Origin of the sequence: Bacteroides sp. AR20, from assembly GCF_964250605.1 — a bacterium.
Taxonomy (GTDB): domain Bacteria; phylum Bacteroidota; class Bacteroidia; order Bacteroidales; family Bacteroidaceae; genus Bacteroides; species Bacteroides uniformis.
The window spans coordinates 52,162-78,453 of record NZ_CAXUGK010000009.1 but is presented as its reverse complement, the minus strand read 5'-3'; the positions used below and the strand labels follow the sequence as shown (position 1 = coordinate 78,453).

The following is a 26,292-nucleotide window of genomic DNA, read 5'->3' as shown; positions in this document are numbered from 1 at the left end:
GGGGGCTTTTTCGTGAAAGCTGTCTGGGGCTATTTTGGAGAAAGGCTGTTTTTAGGTGTGGAATAAGTTCCTGAATTTGTTGAGCCGATGTCGAAATAGTTATATATGTATGTTCTGGTTCCACATGCATTTATGAAATCAACCGTTACGCAAACTCGTTCAATTTCATGACTGTTCCGACTGCTGAAAGTAGTGAAATAATATCCTTGCATGTCTACCTCCCAATCGCAGTCAACACTCCAATGAAAATCATGCGCACCTTCAGGAATAGGATTCAATCCGCATTCACCTCCGCTTTGTGACAGATAGCCATATATAATGTCATGGTCATTTTCTTGTATTCCTGATACATTGAAAGTAATTGGTTTGGAAAACTGAACAGTGTATTCCTTTGTGTGTACTATTGCGGTTAAGGTCGTATAAATGGAACTGCCTCCGGGTGTCCCTAAATTATTCAGGGTGATAGCAGGTGATGCCTGATTTAATTGCGAATATAAATCGTTGCCAACAATCCAATCCACTGTTGCTTTTGTGGGAAAATTCTTGATACTGAATGTCCCGTTGTCACAGATTACGTCAGGGCCAATCAGTTGCATTGATGTCTTAGATACACTCAAAGGTAGCTCATTGGTAAAATTATCGGTTTGATTTTTATATTTGTAGCTCACTTTGACACTTGCGTTACCGGGTTGTGTCGGTACGATTGTTACCGTAGAGCTGTTCTGACCACTTACTATCTTAATATTCTTCCCGGTCCAATAAAATGTATGTGCCTTGCTGTCATTGATGGAATATATGTATTCTTTATATTGTTCAATATTTCTGTAGCCATCTATTTGAGGACCCATATTGGGAAAACTGATATTGCTTTTCCGAGCCATGAAATACTCTTTTGCTCCGATAGAATTTATGTAGAAATCATGGACTTCTACTCCGACATCGCTGTTCTTGAAGGCTTGCTTTGATTTCAAATTTATTTGGAATTTGCTTTGTGTGACAGATGCACTTTGAGAGACTTCAGCGAATAGATTTTTATCGTAAGTCCACTTTATGCCCGTATCTTTGTTTATGGAATAATTGCACCAAAGTGTTATCGTATCTCCCAATTCAAATGTTGAAGGGGCATTGATTGGCATAGGTTTCATTTTGACATTGATGTTTCTTAGATCTGCGGTAAGTTCGATTGTACTTTTTTCAGGACGTACCATCAGGGTAGAATTACTACCTGCTTTAGTCCATAATACATTTATTGGAAAATGGTTTTTTCCTGCTGGAATTTGGGTTACCCATGTACTCTCGAATCGTTCTTGGTAGTTTGTTTTGAATCGTGCTTCTCCACCGACTGCTGAAATTCTTATACCTACAGATTGTTTTTGTATAGGAATACTTAAATCATAAGTGTAGTAACCATCACTAACATAGGGGTTCATTTCGCCCGTAATAGTACCGCTTATGTAGGAAGCACGTGTTGTGACATCAGAATAGAAATCCTTATCTTGTAACTCGTCTGTTTGTTCTTCTTTGTTGCAACTACTATTGATGAAGCAGATTAGTAGTACGAAAAATATGTTCTTCTTTTTCATGATATGTTTCTTGTTAGTATGTTATGAACGAAGGGAAAGTATATGATATTGATTTATGGTTCCTTTTAGAAGGTGCTATTCGTGTTTCTATACACCTTTTAAAGGGAATAACAAAAGCGTCCATACATTTGTATTTAGATACATGGAATGTATGAACGCTTTAATTAAATCCAAACGAGGTACAGCGCGATATGCTGTTTTTAGTTGATTACCAACCCGGATTCTGCTTCATGTTTTTATTCAGGGTCAACTGTGTAGTTGGAATCGGGTAGAAATAATGTTTGGCTTCATAAGTACGGATTTGTGCATCGGAGGCATCTATATATCCGTTCTTGGTCGCTTCTTCACAGTCAGGCACATTGCTTACGTTGGCGCCCAACATGGTGTTCGGGTACTTGGTTGAATCCAATTTGTCGAGCTGGTGCCAACGGATTAAATCCCAATATCGGTACCAGTTATCCATAATCAGTTCGCAACGGCGACAGCGGCGTATCTCCCAAATCAGATTGCTTACTCCCATATTATTGGCAGGATCGGCATCTGGAGTAGTTGTCATAGCCGGCAGGCCGGCACGAGCCTGAAGCTTGTTTATGGAGTTGTTGAGATCGTCTTGTGTGAGAGAACCCATTTCGGCTTTGGCTTCTGCAAAGTTCAGATAAATAACTGAAATCCAATAGAGCGGGCAGTCGGTGTATTGGTAGCCGATGTTGTTTCGGTCGCTAACACTCAATTCTTCGGGGTTATCATACTTGGCGATGCCATAACCGGTCGATGTGGTGAAGGCTGCTACACCGGCACGGCTGTAGGCGTGGCCTCTGAAAGAAAGTACCGGGTCAAGAATTTCGGACAGGCGCTTGTCGCGTACGGCCAAAACCTCTCTTATAGAGTAATTTTTGTCTGCATCCAATACGGCTGCATCGTCCTTGTTTTTCGAGGTTGTTGCCAACGGTTTTCCATCAAGGAAAAGGAAACTGTCGAATGCGTCCTTTGAAATGCCGTGCGTACCACTTGTATTGATTGTGTAGTCAATGGTGGAGTGCCTTAACGAACTTTGTGCATAAGGCTTGTAGAAAATCATTTCCGGATTGCTTGCCAGGCTGACAGAATTATAGTTGGCTTTGTAACTGTTACTTAGAGAGTAGTTTTTGGCCATAAGATATTCGCAGGCTGATACACATTCTTGCAAGTATTTGTTGGCGCGGCTCTCATCAGCGGCTTTGCCATTCTCAGCTTGAGTGCGATATTTGCAGTATGTACCTTCATATAAGGTGATGTCTGCTTTCATGGCATATGCCATGTCGGTGCTGAAACGTTGCCGATTGCTGTTTGCGGTAATGTGTTCGCACGCATAATTGATGTCTGCCAGCACATGGTCCATCACTTCATCCCGGTCGGTGCGTGGTCCGTAGAGGGCTTCGTTGTCGGCTGGGTCGATAACTTTGTCTATCCATTGAACATCGCCGTACATACGGACCAACTGATAGTATTCCCACGCACGGTTCATGCGTGCAAGACCTTCATAGTGGGCCTTTGTTGCTTCATCAAGAGAGGAAGACTGTACACCGGCAATGATATAGTTGGCGCGTCGGATTTCTGTGAAAGGGGCTGACCAGTTTGTGGAAGATGCGACCACGTTAGTGTAAGTCCAGTTATGGCTTTCTGCATCTACCTGGTCATCGCTTATTGTTTTGAAGTAGAACCATCCTCCACTGGCTCCGTTGCCAAAGCCGGTAAAGTTGTTATAAAAAGTATTGCACTGATTATCCAAATTATCGGTGTTGCTCCAGTATGCCGGAGTATTCGTGAAGGTATCCAAGGGGGATTTGTCCAGCAAATCGTTGCAACCGGTTAACATCGCCAGCGCTGTGACCCCATATATAAATAATTTCTTCATTGTTCTTAAGTTTTTGAGGTTGTTATAATGTTACCTGGACTCCAAATGAGAATGTGCGTGTAATAGGAGCTATACGTCCCCATCCACCGGCTGTAAGTCCATTGCCTGTACTGATTTCGGGGTCGACTGGAAGGTCATTCCCTTTGTGGAGCAGAAAGAGGTTGCTGCCACTGAAGTAGATACGTGCTTTCTCAATGTAGGCTTTGCGTGTCCACTCTTTCGGAAGGGTATATCCCACAGTTACGTTCTTCAGACGAAGATAGGACATGTCTGTCAAATAGCGGGATTGGGGATAGTAGTTGTTGCAGCCGTTAGCTATACCGGATACGGTACCTCCACTATTATTTGTACCACGATAAAGACGTGGATAACGGTTGCCTTGATTTACCTCATAACCGGTAATGGCGGTATAGTCTGAATTCCAAAGCACTTTGTTATAGCTTGTTTGGTGGGAATAGATGGCTACGTCGGCATGTACCATGGCGGGAAGGTTTAGGGAAGAAGTCGTCCAGTCCTCACGTTTGCCTACACCTTGGAAGTAGAGGTCAAGGTCGATACCTTTCCACGCTCCGCCTAAATGGAAGCTGTATTCGTAGCGTGGCATAGAGTTTCCGATGACTTTCAAATCGCCGTGGTCGTCTGCTGTGCCTTTTCCACCGTCAATCTTGCCATTGCCGTCCAAATCCTTGAACTTGACGTCTCCCGGGCCGTAATGGAAATTACCGGATTCCAGTCCTGCCTGGCTTGCAATGCCGTTTGCATAATTCCATGAGCCGTCTGCATTTTGGCTGGTGAAGTCTTTTTCCTCGAAGTAACGGTCGGTTTCAAAACCGAAAATGTCACCGTAGGTTTTACCGGTGTAATAGGTGCTGAGCAGTTTGGAATCATTGTCCCACTTTGTTACTTTAGTCTTGGAGTCACCGATGTTGAAGTTGGCATATACGTCGAAGTCGCCGAAGGTATGGCGCCAGTTCAAGTTCAACTCCCATCCACGTGTACGTAAGGTACCGGCATTTTCATAAGGAGCAGAAGCACCCAGAGTGTTCGGCAATACTTGTGCCGGTGCCAGCATGTCACGATTCTCACGTTGGAACCAGTCGAAACCTATAGTCAGTTCGTCATTCAAGAGACCCAGGTCAAGACCTATATTGAGGGTGCGGATACGCTCCCAGGTCAAAGTACTTGATACCAAATCCGGCATGTTATACATGGTCAGGAGATTAGCGTTGGCATTATTGTTTTCAATCCAATAGATATAGCCGGTACTTTTATTGTTCAACCGTTGGCTTATTAATTGTTCGAACATGTAGTCGCCCACAGCCTCGTTGCCGATTTCGCCAAAAGAAGCACGCAACTTACCATTGCTGACAATATGTTTCAGTGGGGCGAAGTAGGCTTCTTCGGAGAAGCGGTAGCCGATGGATGCAGAAGGGAAGAAGGCCCACTGGTCGGTATGGGGGAAACGGGAAGAACCGTCGTAACGTCCGTTCAGTTCCAATAAATAAATGCCTTTGTAGTCATAATTGATACGGCCGAAATAACCGGCAGAAGCGCGGGATGTATGATTCCAACTCAAATCTTGTCCATCCTTGCCAGCCATATTCAGTTCGGGGTATCCCTCTTGATCGTACATCACATTGCGGGTACCATACAGATATTTGTATTCCTCTTCTTCTGCGTTGACACCTGCCATTACATTCAGATTGTGTTTTTTGGCAAATGTTTTGGTATAGTTTACGTATGCGTTGGCCGTCCATGTGTTCTGTTTGGAAAAGTCTCTCCAGATACCGCTATTGCCTTTAGTGACGATGTAAGAGGGTACCGGTTTCCCGCTCCAATTGATGCCGTAAACGGAGTTGTCCTGCGAACCGCTGTTCATATTCTGAATGGCATATGTAAAGTCTGCATTAAGGGTCAGTCCTTTAACGATTTCAGCTTTCAAGAAAGTGTTCATACGGGTCAGGTCTGTTGTCACTTCACGATCGGCAGCTTGCTTCTGCATGGCCATGACGCGTGTGTCATAGCCGTCGATTGTGCCCGAAGGAATGAAATAAGAACCCCAACGCCACAAATATTGGTAGGTGTTGGCCCATGTGTCCGGGCGTTTATAGTTCTTACGACTATAGTTGATGCGTGCACCCACCTGTAGCCAGTCGTAAACATTAGTGGTGACATTGACTGAGGCATTGTACTTTTTTAGTTCGTCCGGGTGAATCTTCATCTGTCCTTGCTTTTCGTTGTAGCCGAAAGATAGGTAGTAATTGGTCTTACCAGATGTTCCTTGTATAGAAACATTGTGGCTCATGGAAGGAGCAGCTTTGTTGAAGTAGATGTCCTGTACATCCCAGTCAGCATAATAAAAAGGAGTGCCGTCCAATACGATATAGTCACCCACGTTACTATCGCTTTGGTAGAGGTTCATAGGACGGTAGCCGGTCTTGCCGCCGTTCTGTTGCTGCCACTTTTCGGCGTAAGGTAACAATTTGTCGAAATACATACCGAACAATTCAGGCATACCGGCACCACCGTTCATACTGGCTTCGATACCCATCTTTAATTGTGTGGGTACATCGGGATAGTCCGGCAGGTAAGTAGCTTGATCCCATGCAAAATTGTTGCTGTAATTGATGGTAACCTTTTCGCTAGGCTTTGCGCTCTTGGTATTGATTAGAATCACACCGAAAGCGGCGCGCGTTCCATAAATGGAGGAAGCGGAAGCGTCCTTCAGTACGGAAATATTTTCGATGTCTTGCGTATCGAGGAAAGAAATGTCATCCATCGGAACGCCGTCCACTACAATGAGTGGATTGCTGACTTCTCCATTACTCAATGTCCCCAAACCACGTATACGCATGGAGGCTGTCTCGTCGATGGCACCACTTGTGGTGAGAATGCTTAGTCCCGGAACAGCCCCTTGCAATGCTTTGGCTACATCTTGTTGTGGACGACCTGCCATTGTCTTGTTTAAGTCCACTGTAGAAACTGCTCCTGTCAAGTTAGCCTTCTTTTGTACACCGTAGCCTACTACTACTACTTCATCCAGCATCTCGGTATCTTCTTTCAGAGTTATTCTCATCGTTTTGGCTGCCTTCACTTCTTGTGTCTGATAGCCCACAAATGATATTTTTAGTGTTGCTCCCGGTGTTACGGTCAATGTAAACTTACCGTTTAGGTCGGTAATTCCGCCGTTGGTAGTCCCTTTTTCTACTACGCTGGCACCGATAATCGGTTCGCCGGCTGCATCGACAACTAAACCGCTGATGGTGATAGCTTGTAATTGTTCTGTTACACCAAGCGATTTATCAGGATTGGCTTGTGCAGCCATCACGTTGCCGCTACTTAATAACAGTGAGCTGATTGCCACTGCTGTGAGGAGTTTGCTATGTGTTAGTCCTCGTTTTTTGTGATCTTCATTCATAAATGATTGATGATTTGTTGTTAATTAAATACTTCTTAAATTTAGGGTAAGGGTAATAAGGGCCGAATAGTGAGACTATTCAACTTGCAGGATTGTTTCTTTTTCCATAGGCATTTTCTCTTTTTAAAGGTTCATAACTTTATATTATCTCTTGTTTTCCTATTTGTTTGCCAAGTCCAGACGGAACTTAGTTATATATTATACAAGGTTAAAATCTTGTTAATTACTTAACTCTATTGGTTGTTTTAAGAGATAAAAAACTCGTTATTAACAAAGGTGAGAAATGATTCATTCATTTCGTCCTAACAAAGATACATTATTATTTAATATCAAGAACATTCCTTTGCATTTATTTAACTTTATATTTATACATTTGCAAAAAGGAGGTTATACACCTTATTATATAAAGAATTTAAGGTTCTTCTATATTTAAAGAATGGAATTCAATCAGGCCATTCATTGGTGTTTCTTCAATGATTTCCAGTTCGATGCCAAATTCACGGGCAACTTCCCGCAAAATGGTCGCGTAGCTGTAAGCCAATGAACCCACAAAACGAATAGGATAATTTTTGTAGTCATATTGGCAGACATTACGAGTAAAGAAATTTCTCAGATTACCGGTAATCAGCTCAAATACATAGTCATCATTGGTATAATCAGCCAAAAAATAAGATATAGTAGACAAAAAGCGATTGGGGAACGGGCGGTTATACACAGATTCCATAACCTCATTCGGACTTATACGGAACTTCTCAAAGAAATCCGCCGTTACATCTTTAGGAGCCAAACCTTTCAGTACATCAGACAAGAACATTTTGCCCAATACAGCACCACTACCCTCATCCCCCAGGATGTAACCTCCTGCCCGGACATTCTTTACAACGATTTTCCCATCATAAAAACATGAGTTTGAGCCGGTTCCCAAAATACAAGCAATGCCGGCCTCGCATTTGAACAAGCCACGTGCAGCTGCCAGCAAATCACTCTCTACCTGAATTGGAGTTTTGAATTGTGCTACCAATGAAGCTCCCAATACATTTTTCTTTTCATAAGAAGTACATCCGGCACCATAATAATAGACTTGTTCCAATTTCCTTTTGAAAAAATGCTCGGGTAATCCTAACCGCACACTTCGGCTAATCTCTCTTCTCGTTTGAAAGAAAGGATTTAAGCCCTCTGTGAAGGCTCGCTGTATCAGACGATTATCTTCAACCAGCGCCCATTCTGTTCTCGTAGAACCACTTTCTGCAATTAGTTTCATAGGTAGTTAGTTTTAGAATTGAATACAAATATATAGCTTTTTTTAATCTTTCCAAGGCTATTTCAAGAAAAAATCATTTTACTGGCCATACATCTCCCTTTTGCTCATATCCTCAATCATCCAACAAAGTATTCCCACTTTTCCAACGCAACCGCGTTTTAGTCAAAACAAGACGATAACAGACTAACAATAAGATACTATCTGACTGAATTCCAAGTTCCGTCTGGACTTGGTAAATAAATAGAAAAAAAGAGAGATAATATAAAAATGTGAACCTTTAAATAAAGAAAACGCCTATGAGAAATTAAAGAAGCCTTCGGAAATAGTCTGACTAATCCGAACTATATGATTCCCTTACCCTAATTTTGAAAAACTGGTTTAATTAACAAAATCATCAATCACTTATGAATGAAGATCGCAAAAAACGAGGACTTGCCAATGGTAAGTTCTTTACGGCGGTGGCAATCTGTGCTCTGTTTTTAGGCAGTGGCAACGTGATGGCTGCCCAAACAGCATCCGACGACTCGCAAGGAGTACAAGAACAGATGCAATCTATCTCTGTGACTGTTACAGTTGTAGATACAAAAGGTGAACCTATTATTGGCGCCAATGTCATTGAGAAAGGTACGACCAATGGTGGTATTACGGATTTGGATGGAGTTTCCAAATTAAATGTAAAGCCCGGTGCTATTCTGCAAGTATCATTTGTGGGATATACTACTCAAGAAGTCAAGGCAACTTCGGTAATGAAGGTTGTTTTGAAAGATGATACGGAATTGTTGGATGAAGTTGTCGTAGTAGGCTATGGTGCACAGAAAAAGGTGAACCTGACCGGTGCGGTGGCTTCCGTGGACGTGAACAAAACAATTGATAGCCGTCCTATCACGGATATAGGCCGTGCCTTGCAGGGGGCGGTACCGGGATTGACCATTACTACTAACTCCGGTGAGATAGGTGGTGCGCCTACTATCAAGATTCGTGGTAGTATCGGTTCTCCAAATGGTGACTCCAAACCGTTGATTCTGGTAGATAATGTGGAAGTAACGGATATTTCTATGGTGAATCCGGACGATATTGAAAGTATTTCTGTATTGAAGGATGCCGCTTCTGCTTCTATTTACGGTGCCCGTGGTGCATTTGGTGTATTGCTGATTACCACAAAATCAAGAAGTAAACATGAACGTCTCTCTGTAAAATATACCAATAACTTTGCATGGCGTACGCCGACCAAGACGCCCGAACAACTTCCGGGATGGCAGCAGGCTGATATTAACTTGCAAGGTGTAATCAATCAGACTAAGGGGTCTACCGCATTTTATAACGTAGTGGGTAATATGCGTGTGGATGCTACACATGTACAGAAAATGAAGGATTACTGGGACAAATATGGTTATGGTGACCAGTTTGGCCGTGAGATGGAATTGGGTCGTGACTTTGAGTTCCGCGATGGCGGTATGTTCTTTATCCGTACTTGGGACTGGTATGATGAATACATCAAAGACTGGGCTCCGCAACAGAACCATAGCCTTTCTATCAACGGTGGCAACGGAAAGACTAATTACAATATCGCTTTGGGATATCTGAGCCAGGATGGTATGATGAAAGTCAATTCAGACAACTATAAGCGTTACAATGCCAATATCTCTTTGAACTCTGAATTGAACCAATATGTGTCTATCCGTACAGGTGTCATGTTCACCCGTTCTGACTACGATAAGCCATTCAACTATAACAGTGATCTTTACGACCCGATGTACTATCTGTATCGTTGGCAGCCGATGATGCCTTACGGTACTTTTGAAGGCAAGGAGTTCCGTAACGCCTTGACCGAACAGAAAAGTGCTCCTATTACCACAAAAGAACGTGAGTATCTGCGTTTGACAGGTGGTGCAACTATCAAGCCTATCAAAGATTTAACACTGGATATAGATATTGCTTATAGCAGCGTGGAAAATCGCTATAAGAAGTATGGTACACCGAGCTTGACCAGTGGTTATGAAATCTTCACTGCCCGTCCGTCTGTTGAGGCATTACGTGATTCTTATGGCAGTTATCTATCTGCTGCTACTTATGATTATGTATATCAGGAAACCGGACGCACGGAGAATTTGACAGCCAATTTCGTGGCAACTTATGCCAAACGCTGGGGAGATCATGACTTTAAGGCGATGGCAGGTTCCAGCCTTGAAAAGAGCGAATATGAATATTACTGGGCACAACGCAAAGGTCTGCTCGACCCCGCAAAACCGGAATTGAATCTGGCTACAGGTGACCAGACTACAAGCTCCTCGCATACATGGTGGTCTGTAGCAGGTTTCTTCGGACGTCTTAATTATTCTTATAAAGACCGATATATGTTGGAGCTGAACGGCCGTTATGACGGCTCCTCCCGTTTCCCTTCGGGCAACCGCTTCGGTTTCTTCCCCTCTATGTCTGCAGGCTACCGGGTTTCAGAGGAACCTTTCATGCAGTCGTTGAAACCTTATTTGAGCACTTTGAAGGTTCGTGGTTCTTGGGGTATGATCGGTAACCAGGATGTAGGTACCGACCGTTATATCTCCACTCTGTCCACTTCTGTTGACAGTTGGATTATCGATGGAAAGAAAGTACAGTCAACACAAAAACCGACTATTGTGTCTTCAACCCTTACTTGGGAGAAGGTTACTACACTTGACCTTGGCTTGGATGCCCGTTTCTTCAATGACGCTTTGGGAGTAACGTTTGATTGGTATAACCGTACTACCAGTGATATTTTGACTACTGCCAACCTACCTGCCACATTGGGTGCTGACGCTCCATATGAAAATATGGGTACTATCCAGACCAAAGGATGGGAACTTGCCATTGACTATCGCCATACCTTCAAGAATGGTCTGCACTTTGGCGTGACGGCTTCTGTTGCCGATGACAAGACTGAAGTAACCAAGTGGACGTATAATACAAAGATTCCTTCTTATGGAGCTACCGGCTGGTGGGATAAGAGTGCTTATAAAGAAGGTATGGTTTTGGGAGATATCTGGGGCTTGCAGTTCGACCGTTTCTTGACGGAAGATGACTTTAATGCTGACGGTTCTTTGAAAGCCGGTTTGCCCGACCAGACTAAAGTATTCCCTGCCGGTTATCAATTTGCTCCCGGTGATGTGCTTTATAAAGACCTCGACAACAACGGTGAAATCGTAAAACAGACCAATACAAATGACAAGGGTGACCTTAGTGTTATAGGTAACGCCCTGCCGCGTTTACAGTTTGGTTTGAATCTGGATGCTGCTTGGAAAGGCTTTGATATAAGCATGTTCTTCCAGGGGGTAGCCAAAAGAAAACTTTGGGCGGCAGGTAACCAGGTATTACCAGGCTTTACTACCGGTGAACCCTTCTACAAAGGTGCTGAGGATTATTGGACTCCCGAAAACACAGATGCTTTCTATCCCCGTCCGATGGATTACAAGCAGTCTGCTTCGGGTAACTATAGCGTGAATGACCGCTATTTGCTGAATATGGCTTATCTGCGTCTGAAGACGTTTACTGTAGGATATTCTCTTCCTAAGGTTTGGTTGAGTAAATTCAAAGTGCAAGGTTTGCGTGTTTATTTCACTGGTGAAAACCTTTTCACCATCGACGGTGTGAAACCTGCTATCGATCCGGAAATAGGAATACGTACGGCCAGTGGTAAGAGTGACCAGCGTAACTTTGGCCGTAGCTATCCATACCAGAAGACAGTGTCGTTCGGTATTCAGCTTAGTTTATAATCTAATAGTAATTGCAGTTATGAAAAAGAAAAATTTATTATACATCGTTTGTGCGTTGGCAATGGGCTCGCTCTGCGGTTGCGACGATTTTTTGAATAAAGACCCGCAGGACAAGCAGACCAATGACACTTATTGGCAGACTGAAACTTCTTTGCGTACTTATGCGCAAGACTTCTATTCTTCCTACTTTACAGGATATGGTACCGACTATACTGTTTTTGCCGGTTATTTCTCTGGAGATGACTATACGGATGATTTTATCAATCTGAATAATGCAAATACAAACGGTTCAGGATATATTTATTTCTCCACTTCTGCCACTACGGACTGGAATAGCCAGACAGGAACTTGGTCGGGCAATTATAGTGTTATTTATAAAGCCAATGTCATGCTTGAGAAGATTCCCGGAATGAATATTTCGGACGAAGCCAAGAGACACTGGGAAGGTATTGCACGCTATTTCCGTGCAATGGCCTATAGTACGCTGGCAAAGTATTATGGCGGTGTTCCTTACTACGATAAGGTGACAGACCCGGCAGACCCGGCTCTTTATAAAGACCGTGATTCTTATTTGTATGTAGCGCAGAAGATACAAGAGGATTTTCAATATGCATTGGATAATGTACGTACGGATGATACGAAGCGCCAAGTCAACAAATATGTGGTTGGTGCGTATATGTCACGCGAAATGCTGTATCATGCCACATGGCTGAAGTATCACGGTACTACTGTAGGTCCTACTTCAGAGAAGGTGGCGGATGGTGATATTAAGAACTTGCTGCAAGGAGCCATTAATGGTGCAGAGGTAGTGATGAACTCTGGTATCTATTCAATAGGCAATACCTATAATGCTTTGTTTACTACGGACGATTTGGCTAACAATCCGGAAGTCATCTGGTATCGTGAATATACAAGCGGTTTGCAGTGTAATGCTTTGATGTCCTACAATGGTCCGGAAGATCAGACTCAGGGTGGTGTTACGCAAGATGTAATCAACACTTATCTTTGTAGTGACGGTTTGCCGATAGGTCAGTCTCCGCTGTATCAAGGTAAGGAAGACCCGAGTATTCAGAAGTCATTTCAAGACCGTGACCCGCGTTTGTATCAAACAGTTGCCGACAGTCTTCGTATCATGAGCGCCATGGGGACAAATTATACCGAAGGTACATCACCAACGGGATATCCTACCAAAAAGTTCTTGAACGACGAGTGGTGGGTGGCTGGTCTGGATTATTGTACCGGTAGATTAAGTCCGGCTGATGCGCCGTGCATCCGCTATGCGGAAGTATTGCTGAACTATGTAGAGGCGCGTTATGAGATTGCCCAAGTGGGTGGTAACGCTTTCACTCAGAGTGACCTTGACAAGTCTATCAATGAACTCCGTGACCGTCAGCTGACGAAGTGGGGAGATACTGAAGCCAAGACAATGCCGAAAGTTCAACTGAATGGCGGCAACTTGAGTGTGAATGGAGTTGTTATCAATGACCCTGCCCGTGACCCTGATGTCAATCCGGTTTTGTGGGAAATCCGTCGTGAGCGTCGTATTGAGTTGATTATGGAAGGCCGTCGTGGTGAAGACCTCCGTCGTTGGGCCAAGTTTGAATACTTAAACTCAGAAGATGCAAATGGTTATCCTGCCATGTCTTTCCTGGGTGCTTATGTCAATATGGCCGATTATCCGGAAATATCTTCAAAAGATGATTCCGGCAAGAGAGTGCTCTATCTGTTCGACCCGGAGAATCCGGGTAATGAGGATACTGAAAAAGGGTATATTTATTATCTTCGTGAAAAGGAACTTCGTATATTCAAGGCTGGTGAATTGAATTCGGAACGCTACTATTTGCGTGCCATACCGGCTGCACAGCTGACTATTTATGAGAATAAAGGTCAGGTGTTGACTCAGAACCCAGGCTGGTAATACCATAAAGTGGATTATAAAAATAAGGGATGTCATTTCTAGGACATCCCTTATTTTTTATTCATTGTTCTCTTACAGTGCCTTTTCCTTAATCAGGTATTCTGCAATCTGCACCGCATTCAGTGCAGCGCCTTTCTTAATCTGGTCGCCCACAATCCAGAACGTCAATCCGTTTTCGTTGCTGAGGTCCTTGCGGATACGGCCTACGTAAACCGGGTCTTTGCCCGCGAGGAACAACGGCATGGGGTATTCCTTTTCTGCCGGGTTGTCCATCAACACCAGTCCGTCGCCTTTGGCAAATGCTTCGCGGGCTTCTTCGATGGAGATGGGACGCTCGGTTTCTACCCAGATGCTTTCGGAGTGGGAGCGGAGAGCGGGAACACGTACGCAGGTAGCACTGACTTTTACGTCAGAGTGCATAATCTTACGGGTCTCGTTGAACATCTTCATCTCCTCTTTGGTATAGCCGTTTTCGGTGAATACGTCGATTTGCGGAATGAGGTTGAATGCCAGCTGGTAAGCGAATTTCTCAACGGTTACGGGTTCGCCTGCCAATACCTGGCGGTACTGCTCGTACAACTCATCCATGGCAGCGGCGCCGGCACCACTGGCAGCCTGATAGGTAGAAACGTGTACGGTCTTTATATGGGAAAGCTGTTCGATGGCTTTCAGTGCCACTACCATTTGGATAGTAGTACAGTTGGGGTTGGCGATGATGCCGAGAGGACGTTCTTTGGCGTCGGCGGCATTCACTTCGGGCACTACCAAAGGTACATTGTCGTCCATACGAAAAGCGCTGGAATTGTCAATCATCACTGCTCCGTACTTGGTAATGGTTTCGGCAAATTCTTTGGAGGTGCCTGCGCCTGCGGAAGTGAAAGCGATATCAACCCCTTTAAAGTCATCATTGTGTTGCAAGAGTTTCACCTCGATCTGTTTACCGCGGAAGGTATATTTGGTTCCGGCACTGCGTTTAGAACCGAACAATACTAACTCGTCCAACGGGAAATTTCTTTCATCGAGCACTCGCAGGAACTCTTGTCCCACGGCTCCGCTTGCTCCAACAATAGCTACTTTCATTTTTCTTTTGTTTTAAATTAAGTTTATAAAAAAGTGAAATACTATCTCTAAAAAGATAGAATTGGTCGCAAATTTATAACAAAATGCTGTATAACACCGCATAAAGTGAAAAGTTTTTCGTTATTTTGCATTCAAAACCTAAAACTTATAGCCTATGGATTGGTTTGACTTCAGCTTGAAACTTCCCATCACCGACCCTACATGGATATTCCTCCTTGTACTCCTCATTATATTGTTTGCTCCCATATTGTTGAATAAGCTTCGTATTCCGCACATTATCGGAATGATACTGGCGGGGCTTGTCATTGGGGAGCATGGTTTCAATATCTTGGTGCGTGACAGCAGTTTTGAGCTTTTCGGCAAAGTAGGCTTGTATTACATCATGTTCCTTGCCGGTCTGGAAATGAATATGGGGGACTTCAAACAGAACCGGGGCAAAGCGCTTGTTCTGGGGCTCTTGGCTTTTATTGTGCCCATAGGCATAGGCTTGGTAACGAATATAGCTTTGTTGAAGTACGGGGTACTGACCTCTGTCCTACTGGCAAGTATGTATGCATCGCATACACTGGTGGCCTATCCCATCGTGATTCGTTACGGTGTGTCGCGGCATCGCAGTGTGAGTATTGCAGTGGGAGGAACGGCGGTTACGGATACACTCACTTTGCTGGTTCTGGCCGTTGTGGGTGGTATGTTCAAGGGGGAGTCGGACGGCTTCTTCTGGGTATGGCTTGTCATAAAGGTTATCTTCCTGGGTATTTTGATTGTATATCTGTTTCCACGCATAGGCCGTTGGTTCTTCCGGAGGTACGATGACAATGTGATGCAGTTCATATTTGTGCTTGCCATGGTTTTCCTCGGAGCCGGATTGATGGAGTTTGTGGGGATGGAAGGCATCCTGGGTGCTTTCCTTGCAGGTTTGGTATTGAACCGGCTGATTCCGCATGTCTCTCCGCTGATGAACCATCTGGAGTTTGTGGGCAACGCCTTGTTTATTCCTTATTTCCTGATAGGCGTGGGTATGTTGATTGATGTGCATGTGATTTTCGGTCATGGCGATGCTCTGAAAGTAGCGGCTGTAATGATTGTGGTGGCATTGGCAGGTAAATGGATTGCCTGCTGGCTGACGCAGAAAATATATAAGATGGGAGGGATTGAACGGGAGCTGATGTACGGATTGAGCAATGCACAAGCAGCGGCAACGCTGGCGGCTGTGTTGGTGGGGTACAACATCATTCTGCCCAATGGGGAACGCTTGCTGAACGATGATGTTTTGAATGGTACCGTCCTGCTGATTCTTGTAACTTGCATTGTGAGCTCGTTCATTACGGAGCGTGCCGCACGGAAGATTGCCATGGAGGAGGCGCATCTGGAAGAAAACCGCTCCGTGGAAGCGGAGAAGATATTGATTCCGATAGCCAACCCCGATACGATTGAAGACCTGATAAATCTTTCTTTGGTGATACGCGACCCGAAGCAACGGGATAATTTGTTGGCACTGAATGTCATCAACGACGATAGCAGTTCTGAAAGTGCCGAATTGCGTGGGAAACGCTATCTGGAAAAGGCTGCCATGATAACGGCCTCGGCAGATGTGCCGTTGAGGCAAATCACGCGTTACGACTTGAATATCGCTTCGGGCATTATCCATACAGCAAAAGAATATGCGGTAACGGATGTCATTATAGGTCTGCACCGTAAAGTCAATATTGTGGATTCATTCTTCGGTATGCTGACGGAGAATCTGCTGAAGGGCTTGCATCGCGAGGTGATGGTTTCCAAGTTCCTGATGCCCATTAACACAATCAGGCGGGTGATTGTGGCGGTACCTCCGAAAGCCGAGTATGAGGCGGGATTCCTGAAGTGGGTGGAACATTTCTGCCGGTTGGGGAGTACTTTGGGCTGTCGGGTGCATTTTTATGCCAATGAAGAGACTACCGCCCATCTTCAAGGGCTGGTGAAAGCCAAATATGGACAGACATTGACAGACTTTTCCCGCCTGGACGATTGGGGGGACTTACTGATATTGACCGGACAAGTGAACTTTGACCATCTGTTAGTGATTATCAGTGCCCGCCGGGGCTCCATCTCCTATGACAGCTCCTTCGAGAAGCTACCGGCACAAATCAGCAAGTACTTTGCAAATAACAGCCTGATAGTACTCTATCCCGACCAACTGGGCGAGCCGCAGGATGCGGTATCCTTCTCCAACCCGCGTGGTAACAACGAGTCGCAGCACTACGAGAAGGTAGGCAAATGGTTCTATAAATGGTTCAAGAAGAATTGACGATTGACAATTGATAATTGACAAAAATCTGTGTAAATCCGTGTAATCTGTGGTGAAAATGGAAGATTGGCAACAACGAACGCAACTTTTATTAGGAGATGAAAAAATGGAACGCCTGCGCCGGGCACATGTACTTGTCGTAGGACTGGGTGGTGTAGGTGCTTATGCGGCCGAGATGATATGCCGTGCCGGAGTGGGGCGGATGACGATTGTCGATGCCGATACCGTGCAGCCTACGAATATAAACCGTCAGTTGCCGGCTCTGCATTCTACCCTGGGGCAAAAGAAGGCGGAGATATTGGCATCACGTTTCAGGGACATTAATCCGGCTCTGGAACTGAGAGTGTTGCCCGTATTCTTGAAAGATGAGAACATACCGGAACTGCTGGATGATGCGGCTTATGACTTTGTGGTGGATGCCATCGATACGCTTGCTCCAAAATGCCACTTGATAGCGGAAAGCATGAAGCGGCATATCAAGATAGTGTCCAGCATGGGGGCAGGAGCAAAGAGTGACATTTCGCAAGTGCGCTTTGCCGATATCTGGGATACCTATCATTGCGGGTTGAGCAAGGCTGTGCGTAAGCGTCTGCAAAAAATGGGCATAAAGCGGAAACTTCCAGTTGTTTTCAGCACCGAACAGGCTGATCCGAATGCCGTTTTGCTGACGGACGACGAGATGAACAAGAAGTCCACCTGTGGAACAGTGAGCTACATGCCCGCAGTTTTTGGCTGCTATTTGGCCGAATATGTAATTAAAAGACTATAGTAATAGCACTTGAAAGAAAACTATCAAATAGTAAATAGTAAATTGTCAAATTGTAAATAGCCTAGTGATTCATTTAGAGAATATAACGAAGAGTTTCGGTAACCTGCAAGTGTTGCGGGGTATTGACCTGGAGATAGAGAAAGGGGAGATTGTCAGCATTGTAGGCCCCAGTGGAGCGGGTAAAACTACCTTGCTGCAAATCATGGGTACGTTGGATATGCCGGATGGCGGTTCGGTGGTTATTGACGGTACACAAGTCAACCGTATGAGGGAGAAGGAACTTTCCGCATTCCGCAACCACCATATCGGCTTTGTGTTCCAGTTCCATCAACTGCTGCCGGAGTTTACGGCTTTGGAGAATGTAATGATACCAGCCTTCATTGCCGGAAGAGGACAGCAGGAAGCCAAGGAGGCGGCTACGGAAATTCTTGAATTCATGGGGCTTGCCGAACGGGCCTCCCACAAGCCGAATGAGTTGTCGGGAGGTGAGAAGCAGCGTGTGGCGGTGGCCCGTGCTCTCATCAATCATCCAGCAGTGGTGCTGGCAGATGAACCTTCCGGCAGCTTGGATACCCATAATAAGGAAGAACTGCACCAGCTCTTTTTTGATTTACGTAACCGTTTCGGACAAACGTTTGTTATCGTAACCCATGATGAAGGACTGGCGCAGCTCACCGACCGGACGATACATCTGATTGACGGGGAAATCAATAAAATGGTTTGAGCCTATTTCCCCGTGCCCATTACTCCCGAGTCATTGTCACTGTTGTTTACCTTCCGCTGTGCCGTCTTGAAACTGCGGCCGAACGAGAAGTTGTAGGAAAAGTTCACTAGGAACATGCGGGAGCTTTCTTTTATATAATTATTTGTCTTGTAGGATGCGAATTTATTCCAGTTTTCGCTTTGTACTTTATAGTTGTCGGTGAAAGGATTGAATGCACCGACTCCTACCCGAAGATTCTTATGCTTGTAATATACAGCTAACATCTGGATGTTTTCTCCTCCCGAGAGGGTTTCTCCCCAGAAATTGTTCCAATTGGTGTTTATCTGCCAGAACAGAGAGAACTGTTTGTAGTTTAATGAGGCTTCTGCCTCACAAAACCAGTTGGTGTAGGTATGCGAGTAGTGATTGCCATGGCTCATGTAATGGTTGACACCGCCCGTAAAAGAAAATTGCAGAATGTCGCGGATGGGTCCTACGCGGAGCATGGCACGCCCGGAGAGTTTCTGCCAATCCTTCTGATTGTCCCAAGTCTGCACTATTTTGTTGCCTTCTTGAATCTTCTCGTCCATAATGGCATTGGGACGATAGTCATAGGCTCCCCATAGATTGGTATAAAAGATGCCTTTTTTCCATTCGTAAGTCAGTTCCGTATGATAGCACATATATGATTTCAGATGCGGGTTGCCACGACGTATCTGGAATGAGTCCACTGCTTGCTCCACATCGCTGAGGTCGCCCAATGAAGGAGAAGCGTTATAGATGTTTCCCTTCCAGCGGAGATAGGAGTTGTCTGACATGGCATAGTGCAGAACGATACTCGGGTTGAAACTGTAGTTCTCGGTAGATTTGTCCTTGCCGCTCTGATTATAGTAGAAACGAGTCATGGCCACTCCCAGCCGGTAGTTTAGTTTGTCTATCTTTCCACGGTATTCTCCGAATATGTATGTGTTCTCTTGGTGCATATTGGTTTCATAATAATGCCCGTTTCTGTATTCATTGTTAGAGTAGGACTGTGTATGGCTCAGACCGAAGCTCAATGCGTTCCCCTTGGAATATTGCTTCTCATAAATGGCCTCGGCAATCAGGGAGTATTTGTTGCCTCGGATATTGTTGTCAATATCGGTCAATATGTTCCCCGGGGTGCTTTCTTGGTAGAGCCGCTGCGATTTTTCCCGATTATAGGTGCCTACTACATTGAATACCAGGGTTTGTTTGTTTTTCAGGTCTTGTTGGTAGTACAAATCGAGTGAGGGACGTGTCCAGCTCTGGTCGGTACGGTCGGTCATGTCTACCACGTCCGCTTCGTCATTGGCGTTATAGAGAGTTCCTTTATAATCCCAGTGCGGCTGATTGTTTCCTCGAAGGCGGAAGGTGGCGCTGAAAAGGGAATTTTCAGAAGCCTGCAAACTGTAATTTACGTTTAGGTTGTGCTGGTACATGGTTGCCTTGCTGGGCTCTCCTTTCTCCAGGCGTCTGAGTGTAGTGCCGTCTGCCAGGTGGAATTCTTCTTCATTGTCGCGGTACATGCCGTTAAAATCCCGCGGTCCCATGTAATAGAAGAAGCCGAATTCTGATTTTTTGTGGTTTACTTTGCCGTACAGATTATAGTTTCCCCACATCGTGTTCAACCCTTGGGAAATGTCGGCACCGAAGTTTCCGCCCGTTTTAGGTCGGCGCACTATGTAGTCCAAAACGACTTCGGCATTACCGTAGCGCAGTCCCGGATTGTCATGGTACTCTATACGTATAATGTCGGCAGGGCGAATGGCTTTTATCTCGTCTATTTCGGCTTTGACTCCATTGATGCGTAATTGCAGTTCTCCACCGCCGGACAATCCAATCTCATTGTTCATGGGGTTGACCAGAATACGTGGCAGCATCAGTTCCTGCAACAGATTCACTCCGTTTGTGGAAGTTTTCATTTGTCTTTCGGATGGGAAAACCAGTTTGCGGTCTGCACGGCTGATTTGGCTGGAGCCGGTGATAGTCACTCCTTCCAGTGCGATAGAAGCACTGTCCAAGACGATTGGTCCAAGGTCGGTATGGCGCTTTACTCCATTGAGGGTGATGTATCCGGTATTATACCCGATGCTGGAAAGAACAAGTCTGTAATCTCCGGTAGCCGTGTTCTTGAAGATGAATTCTCCTTCTGGACTTGTGGTCACACCGGCGACAAAAGTAGAGTCGATGGTCTGTAATACCACATTGACATACTCTATACTCTTGTCGGAAGCATCGCGGACGGTTCCTTTTATTTCTATTTTTTGAGCAAAAGCATTCTGTGCCATACTGCCCAGCAGCATGGTTATAATCATTAATTTTTTCATATTGATACGATGGTTCTAATCCTTATTGCAGTAGGCCTTCCTGTTTTTAGGGTGTTTCTGCTTGTTAGACGAAATGACTGGTGAAAAGGTTGCATCAGACATTGAAAAATGTTGCATGATGCTGTTATTCAAAGCAAACGTAGTGACTGATTTTCTCCAAATCGGTATCGGAGAATTCCTCGTAAAGTGCAAAAGGTTTCAGACTATGAAGGTCGCCTTTCTTCTTCCGGTATTCTACAAAGGCCTTTGCCTGGTAGAAGTTGATGTAAGGATGGTGGCGCAGCCTCTCTATGCTACTACGGTTCAGGTTGATGAGGTGGATGGCCCGGGTGTCGATGGAAAACCAGGACTGCAATTGGGTGGTGTCCAAATGGATTTCTTGTAATTGCGTGATGTTGTAGAATCCTCCCAAGCGTTGCCGATAACCGATGATTAGACGGGCAATGCCACTACCGATGCCTGGTATTTTCTTCAGTTCTGTGGTGTCGGCGCGGTTCAGGTCGACAAGGGTCCCAGACGGATATTTTTCCGGTGCAATTCGGAAAGTAACGGCGCTGTCATTGCTTGCAGGAGAGCTGTACAACTGGACGGTTCTTGTTTCTGTGTCTTTCGGAGTGATGTGGATATAGGGTAAGAGTGTCTGATATTGTTTTTCTGTCATTCCATATATTTTCCGGAAATCTTCTGCCTTATGGAACTTCCCTCCTTTACTACGGTAGCGGAGTATGTTCCGTGCCATCCATCCGGGCAGTCCCAGTCGGCAAAAAATGACGGAGTCGGCGGTATTGGGATTGAAACGGGCCAAGGAGACGGTTGTCGGTTGTTTTTGGGAGGAAGGTTTAAGTCTGTTGTCCCATTTTTGTTCCTTTTCTTGTATGGATGCGATGAACGATTCGTATTCTGCCATGGCAGTGGCCTGCCGCCGGATTACTTCATCGGAGAGGGGGCGGTTCTCTCTTTGGTATATATAAATATACCCGGAGAGAAAGACGAGAATGATGCCGGTAATCAAAACCAGTATTCCGCGCCTTTCTCCCCGGGAGAAATAAAGGAATTCTTTAAAGGGGTTCTGCATGATGACCTATTTCAGAAAACCCAGTTCATTGATAAAAATCAGTGCAATTCCTATCGGAGCAATATATTTCAGGATGAATATCAATAGCTTGTAGACGGATACTTTCAGAGTGCCATTGTTGCTGACTTCTTCCCATACGATTTTCTTGTCCAGATACCAGCCTATGAAGATGGAAATGAAGAAACCGCCTAACGGTAGCATTAGCTTGGCCGTTACAAAGTCGAACAAATCGAATAGGTTTAGCCCGAATACGGTATAGCTTTTGCCGATACCGAGAGACAGTGAGCAGAATACTCCTAAGAAAATACAGCCCGCTGTCACGTATCTGGCTGCCTTGCTGCGTGAGAACTTGAACTCTTCATGTAGATAGGCAGTTACCACTTCGTGCAGGGAAATGGTGGAAGTAAGTGCTGCCAATGCCAGTAGGATATAGAACATCAGAGACAGCAGTATCGCCAGCCAGGGAATATTGCCGAACGCTTGCTGAAAGACATTAGGTAGGGTGATGAATAGCAGACTAGGACCCGCATCCGGTTTGATGCCTACAGAGAAGGCGGCAGGGAAGATGATGAATCCTGCCAAAATGGCTACCATGGTGTCGATAGCCGCCACGTTGAGTGCCGTTTTGGGCAGGTTCGTATCATTGCGGAAGTAAGAAGCGTATGTACAGAGACATCCCATCCCCAAGCTCAAGGAGAAAAATGCCTGGCCCATGGCTCCAAGGAACACATTGCCGTCCACTTTGCTGAAGTCCGGTTTCAACAGGAATTCAATGCCTGCTCCTGCTCCGGGCAGGGATATGGAGCAGATGGCAAGGATTATCAATAGGACAAATAGCATTGGCATCATGATTTTGGCTGATTTTTCAATACCTTTTTCCACTCCTTTGACAATGATGAGATGGGTGGCCAGCAGGAACAGCACCAGCCAGATGACCGGACGCCAGGGGTTGCTGACAAAGCTGTTGAAGGATGCGATGAAATCGGCTGCCGACTTCCCGGCAAAACTGTTGGTAGCCGCTTCGCCGATAAACTCAAGCGTCCATCCTGCCACAACGGAGTAATATCCCAGAATAAGGAATCCGGCCAGTACGCCCATACGTCCTACCCAGCGCCAATGCGTGCCGGGTGCCAATTTCTGATAAGCCCTTGCCGTATTGGCACGCGAGCGCCTGCCGATGAGGAATTCTGCAATCATGATGGGGATGCCGAGAATGAGCACGCAAACCAGGTATACAAGGATAAATGCCGCACCTCCGTGATTCCCGGTCTCAAACGGGAAACGCCAGATATTGCCTAAACCGACTGCGGAGCCTGCCGAGGCAAGTATGACGCCTAATTTGCTTCCGAAGTTGGCTCTGTCACTTTTTGTCATAAAACGTAGATTTTTCTTTCAATTCGTTATTAATACCAGCTAAAACATGCAAATATAGAAAATGTTCTGTACTTTTGTGCACAGTTCGTTGATAATTTGGTATATGCTATATTATATTAAGAAATATCCGGTGTCGCTTTTTATTATTCTGACGGTGATTTATCTTTCATTCTTTAAACCGCCTTCTACAGAAATAAGCAAGATTCCCAATATAGACAAGGTGGTGCATATCTGTATGTATTTCGGCATGTCAGGAATGCTGTGGCTGGAGTTTCTTCGCGCTCACCGGAGAGACAACGCCCCTTTATGGCATGCATGGGCAGGGGCGTTTGTCTGTCCCGTTTTGTTCAGCGGAATGGTGGAGTTGCTGCAAGAATACTGCACGACATACCGTGGTGGAGACTGGCTGGATTTTGCGGCCAATACCACGGGAGCGGTGCTTGCATCAATGGTCGGCTATTTCATTTTAAGGCCAAGGATGAAATAGGATTATAAGTATTCAACTACGGAACTTAGCTTGATGCCGTTCGACCCTTTTATCAGAATTGTTTTCCCGCAAGGTTTCTCTCTTTGCAGCTCTGCGATGAGTGCGGTTACATCGGGATAACTCTGATAAGAGTGGCGTGTGGCGGCAAACAATTCCCCTACAAGAACTACATCCTTGAATCCGCATTCTTCCAGATAGTCTGCAATCTTCTGGTGCTCGTCGGCACTGTCTTTACCCAACTCCCGCATATCTCCCAATATCAACATTTTGTTTTCGGCCTGCATGTTCCGGAAGTTACTAATGGAAGCCATCATGCTTGTGGGATTGGCATTATAGGCATCGATAATCAGAGTGTTGTCCGCTGTTTTTTTCAGTTGTGAACGGTTGTTTTGCGGGGTATATCCGGCCAGTGCCTTGTCTATTTTCTCCGGTTCCACACCAAAAAAATGTCCGATGGTGACAGCTGCCAGAGCATTGGGGAAGTTATATTCACCGATAAGCCGGGTTTGTACTTCGTGATATTTGCTTTCGTTGTCCGTTTTCCACTCGAAGGTGAGGTAAGGAGAATTGCCGGTGACGTGTCCGTTGATGTACAGCCCGTCCTCACTGCCGTAGGCAATCTGGTGGAGTCCGTAGGCTATCTTTTTCAAGTAGGGGTTGTCGTTATGGATAAAGATGGTAGCTTCTTTCCGCGTCCGCAGATAGTCGTACATCTCTCCTTTGGTCTTGATGATTCCTTCAAAAGAGCCGAATCCCTCCAGATGGGCTTTTCCTACGTTGGTAATGATCCCGTAGTCAGGTTCGGCTATCTCTACCAGCTCCTTGATGTCTCCCGGGTGGCTGGCACCCATTTCCACCACGGCAAGGTCGTGTTCAGGGCGCAGGCGGAGCAAGGTGAGGGGAACACCGATGTGATTGTTCAAATTTCCCAAGGTATAGAGCACGTTGTGAGTTTGCGAAAGTACGGTGGACATCAGTTCCTTGGTAGTAGTCTTTCCGTTTGTACCCGTAATGCCGATGATGGGTGTACGCATCTGCCGACGGTGGTAATTGGCAAGTTGTTGCAAGGTTTTCAAGCTGTTTTCCACCACGATGTATCGTGTATCGCCTTCAGGGGCATAGGCTTCTTCGTCCACTATGGCATAAGCACTTCCGCTTTCCAGCGCCCGGGCGGCAAAGGCATTTCCGTTGAACGACTCGCCTTTCAGCGCAATGAATAAAGAGCCTTGGGGGCAGTTACGGCTGTCAGTAGTGACACTGGTGCATGTTAGGAATATCTGATGTATAGCTGTTATATCCATGACTTTATAATTAAATCAATCTGTGTGAATCTGTGTAATCTGTGGTAAACCATCGTGCAAAGATATAGTTTTAATCCTCTCCCTTCCCGGGTACAAGCAAAAAACTTATCAGTTTTATGAGTTTATGTATTTTGAAACCACTTTTTTGTTTACATTTGCAGGTACTATATAGAACAGACTGCCTATGGAAATTACAACTGCCCGATATATAAATGTCAACGGTTCGCTGCTCGACCTCTCTCAACCCCGTGTCATGGGCATACTGAACGTTACTCCCGATTCCTTTTATGCCGGTAGCCGTACACAGACAGAGGCGGAAATAGTACGCCGGGTGAAACAGATAGTTTCGGAGGGAGCGGCCATTATTGACATAGGCGCTTACTCTTCCCGTCCTAATGCCGACAATGTCTCTGCCAGGGAGGAGATGGAACGGTTGCGTATGGGCCTGAAAATACTTTTTGAGATACAGCCGGATGCTGTGGTGTCAGTAGACACTTTTAGGGCGGATGTGGCAAGAATGTGTGTGGAGGAGTATGGTGTTGCCATCATCAATGATATTGCGGCCGGTGAGATGGATGCGAATATGTTCCATACCGTTGCGGCATTGAACGTACCTTATATTATGATGCACATGCAAGGCACTCCGCAAAGTATGCAGCAGCATCCTCATTACGACAATCTTCTGAAAGAGGTTTTCTTGTATTTTGCGCGCAAGGTGCAGCAATTACGTGACTTAGGTGTAAAAGACATCATTCTGGACCCCGGTTTCGGCTTTGGAAAGACAATGGAGCATAACTATGAATTGCTGTCCCATCTGGAAGAGTTCCGTATTTTTGAGTTGCCTTTGCTGGTAGGCGTTTCACGTAAATCGATGATATACCGCTTGTTGGACATTACTCCTCAGGAGGCGCTGAATGGTACTACGGTGCTCGATACCATCTGTTTGCTGAAAGGTGCTGACATTCTCCGCGTACACGACGTGAAAGAAGCCGTGGAAACCGTACGGATTGTGCAAGCCATGCGAAATAATTCCTAGTCCCTAACCCCTAAT

Annotated in this window: 16 protein-coding genes; 7 read left to right on the top strand and 9 right to left on the bottom strand. The window is 45.3% G+C overall.

Annotated features, from left to right (window positions below; all coding sequences use genetic code 11):
• Positions 1-29: 29 nt before the first annotated feature.
• From ACESTD_RS06845 to ACESTD_RS06830, 4 genes are all read right to left on the bottom strand, one after another.
• Positions 30-1,583: a hypothetical protein gene (locus ACESTD_RS06845; protein ID WP_005834691.1), complete on the bottom strand. Its 1,554-nt coding sequence runs from the start codon at positions 1,581-1,583 to the stop codon at positions 30-32.
• 208 nt (positions 1,584-1,791) lie between these two features.
• Positions 1,792-3,477 (bottom strand): RagB/SusD family nutrient uptake outer membrane protein, encoded by a 1,686-nt coding sequence (locus ACESTD_RS06840; RefSeq protein WP_005824940.1) that lies wholly within the window; start codon positions 3,475-3,477, stop codon positions 1,792-1,794.
• Between the two features lie 22 nt (positions 3,478-3,499).
• Positions 3,500-6,895 carry a TonB-dependent receptor gene (locus tag ACESTD_RS06835; RefSeq protein ID WP_005834692.1) on the bottom strand — a complete coding sequence of 1,132 codons (3,396 nt, stop codon included), beginning with the start codon at positions 6,893-6,895 and terminating at the stop codon, positions 3,500-3,502.
• Positions 6,896-7,307: 412 nt separating this feature from the next.
• On the bottom strand, positions 7,308-8,156 hold the full coding sequence (locus ACESTD_RS06830; RefSeq protein WP_005824933.1) for a hypothetical protein: 849 nt from the start codon (positions 8,154-8,156) through the stop codon (positions 7,308-7,310).
• A 404-nt stretch (positions 8,157-8,560) separates the two neighbouring features.
• Between ACESTD_RS06830 and ACESTD_RS06825 the strand changes: the two genes are divergently transcribed.
• Together ACESTD_RS06825 and ACESTD_RS06820 are read left to right on the top strand one after the other, a co-directional pair.
• Positions 8,561-11,902 (top strand): TonB-dependent receptor, encoded by a 3,342-nt coding sequence (locus ACESTD_RS06825; protein ID WP_005834694.1) that lies wholly within the window; start codon positions 8,561-8,563, stop codon positions 11,900-11,902.
• Positions 11,903-11,921: 19 nt separating this feature from the next.
• Positions 11,922-13,820, top strand: coding sequence for a RagB/SusD family nutrient uptake outer membrane protein (locus ACESTD_RS06820; protein WP_005834695.1), 1,899 nt, complete (start codon positions 11,922-11,924; stop codon positions 13,818-13,820).
• Between the two features lie 72 nt (positions 13,821-13,892).
• On the opposite strand, the gene ACESTD_RS06815 is transcribed toward ACESTD_RS06820, so the two are convergent.
• The gene (locus tag ACESTD_RS06815) at positions 13,893-14,900 is read right to left on the bottom strand and encodes an aspartate-semialdehyde dehydrogenase (protein ID WP_005834698.1); all 1,008 of its coding nucleotides are present in this window, start codon (positions 14,898-14,900) and stop codon (positions 13,893-13,895) included.
• Positions 14,901-15,054: 154 nt separating this feature from the next.
• On the opposite strand from ACESTD_RS06815, the gene ACESTD_RS06810 reads away from it, so the two are divergent.
• The 3 genes from ACESTD_RS06810 (at position 15,055) to ACESTD_RS06800 (ending at position 18,677) form a co-directional block, all read left to right on the top strand.
• Entirely contained in the window at positions 15,055-17,184 is a 2,130-nt protein-coding gene (locus ACESTD_RS06810; protein ID WP_005834700.1) for a cation:proton antiporter, read from the top strand.
• Between the two features lie 58 nt (positions 17,185-17,242).
• On the top strand, positions 17,243-17,953 hold the full coding sequence (locus ACESTD_RS06805; RefSeq protein ID WP_005834703.1) for a ThiF family adenylyltransferase: 711 nt from the start codon (positions 17,243-17,245) through the stop codon (positions 17,951-17,953).
• A 64-nt stretch (positions 17,954-18,017) separates the two neighbouring features.
• The gene (locus tag ACESTD_RS06800) at positions 18,018-18,677 is read left to right on the top strand and encodes an ABC transporter ATP-binding protein (RefSeq protein WP_005824920.1); all 660 of its coding nucleotides are present in this window, start codon (positions 18,018-18,020) and stop codon (positions 18,675-18,677) included.
• 2 nt (positions 18,678-18,679) lie between these two features.
• On the opposite strand, the gene ACESTD_RS06795 is transcribed toward ACESTD_RS06800, so the two are convergent.
• From ACESTD_RS06795 to ACESTD_RS06785, 3 genes are all read right to left on the bottom strand, one after another.
• On the bottom strand, positions 18,680-21,004 hold the full coding sequence (locus ACESTD_RS06795) for a TonB-dependent receptor (RefSeq protein ID WP_034523028.1): 2,325 nt from the start codon (positions 21,002-21,004) through the stop codon (positions 18,680-18,682).
• Positions 21,005-21,128: 124 nt separating this feature from the next.
• A complete protein-coding gene (locus ACESTD_RS06790; RefSeq protein ID WP_005834708.1) occupies positions 21,129-22,079 on the bottom strand; it encodes a helix-hairpin-helix domain-containing protein in 951 nt (316 codons plus the stop codon).
• 6 nt (positions 22,080-22,085) lie between these two features.
• Entirely contained in the window at positions 22,086-23,453 is a 1,368-nt protein-coding gene (locus tag ACESTD_RS06785) for a sodium-dependent transporter (protein ID WP_005834711.1), read from the bottom strand.
• Between the two features lie 103 nt (positions 23,454-23,556).
• Between ACESTD_RS06785 and ACESTD_RS06780 the strand changes: the two genes are divergently transcribed.
• Positions 23,557-23,940, top strand: a complete 384-nt coding sequence (locus tag ACESTD_RS06780; protein WP_005824913.1) for a VanZ family protein — start codon at positions 23,557-23,559, stop codon at positions 23,938-23,940.
• A 2-nt stretch (positions 23,941-23,942) separates the two neighbouring features.
• On the opposite strand, the gene murF is transcribed toward ACESTD_RS06780, so the two are convergent.
• The gene (gene murF / locus ACESTD_RS06775) at positions 23,943-25,241 is read right to left on the bottom strand and encodes a UDP-N-acetylmuramoyl-tripeptide--D-alanyl-D-alanine ligase (RefSeq protein WP_005834715.1); all 1,299 of its coding nucleotides are present in this window, start codon (positions 25,239-25,241) and stop codon (positions 23,943-23,945) included.
• Between the two features lie 184 nt (positions 25,242-25,425).
• On the opposite strand from murF, the gene folP reads away from it, so the two are divergent.
• On the top strand, positions 25,426-26,277 hold the full coding sequence (folP, locus tag ACESTD_RS06770) for a dihydropteroate synthase (RefSeq protein ID WP_005834717.1): 852 nt from the start codon (positions 25,426-25,428) through the stop codon (positions 26,275-26,277).
• Positions 26,278-26,292: the final 15 nt, after the last annotated feature.

What these genes read in the sequence shown, in the direction of transcription:
- ACESTD_RS06845 (WP_005834691.1), bottom strand. Translation starts at nt 1,583, where the DNA reads ATGAAAAAGAAGAACATATTTTTCGTACTACTAATCTGCTTCATCAAT.
- ACESTD_RS06840 (WP_005824940.1), bottom strand. Translation starts at nt 3,477, where the DNA reads ATGAAGAAATTATTTATATATGGGGTCACAGCGCTGGCGATGTTAACC.
- ACESTD_RS06835 (WP_005834692.1), bottom strand. Translation starts at nt 6,895, where the DNA reads ATGAATGAAGATCACAAAAAACGAGGACTAACACATAGCAAACTCCTC.
- ACESTD_RS06830 (WP_005824933.1), bottom strand. Translation starts at nt 8,156, where the DNA reads ATGAAACTAATTGCAGAAAGTGGTTCTACGAGAACAGAATGGGCGCTG.
- ACESTD_RS06825 (WP_005834694.1), top strand. Translation starts at nt 8,561, where the DNA reads ATGAATGAAGATCGCAAAAAACGAGGACTTGCCAATGGTAAGTTCTTT.
- ACESTD_RS06820 (WP_005834695.1), top strand. Translation starts at nt 11,922, where the DNA reads ATGAAAAAGAAAAATTTATTATACATCGTTTGTGCGTTGGCAATGGGC.
- ACESTD_RS06815 (WP_005834698.1), bottom strand. Translation starts at nt 14,900, where the DNA reads ATGAAAGTAGCTATTGTTGGAGCAAGCGGAGCCGTGGGACAAGAGTTC.
- ACESTD_RS06810 (WP_005834700.1), top strand. Translation starts at nt 15,055, where the DNA reads ATGGATTGGTTTGACTTCAGCTTGAAACTTCCCATCACCGACCCTACA.
- ACESTD_RS06805 (WP_005834703.1), top strand. Translation starts at nt 17,243, where the DNA reads ATGGAAGATTGGCAACAACGAACGCAACTTTTATTAGGAGATGAAAAA.
- ACESTD_RS06795 (WP_034523028.1), bottom strand. Translation starts at nt 21,004, where the DNA reads ATGAAAAAATTAATGATTATAACCATGCTGCTGGGCAGTATGGCACAG.
- ACESTD_RS06790 (WP_005834708.1), bottom strand. Translation starts at nt 22,079, where the DNA reads ATGCAGAACCCCTTTAAAGAATTCCTTTATTTCTCCCGGGGAGAAAGG.
- ACESTD_RS06785 (WP_005834711.1), bottom strand. Translation starts at nt 23,453, where the DNA reads ATGACAAAAAGTGACAGAGCCAACTTCGGAAGCAAATTAGGCGTCATA.
- ACESTD_RS06780 (WP_005824913.1), top strand. Translation starts at nt 23,557, where the DNA reads ATGCTATATTATATTAAGAAATATCCGGTGTCGCTTTTTATTATTCTG.
- murF (WP_005834715.1), bottom strand. Translation starts at nt 25,241, where the DNA reads ATGGATATAACAGCTATACATCAGATATTCCTAACATGCACCAGTGTC.
- folP (WP_005834717.1), top strand. Translation starts at nt 25,426, where the DNA reads ATGGAAATTACAACTGCCCGATATATAAATGTCAACGGTTCGCTGCTC.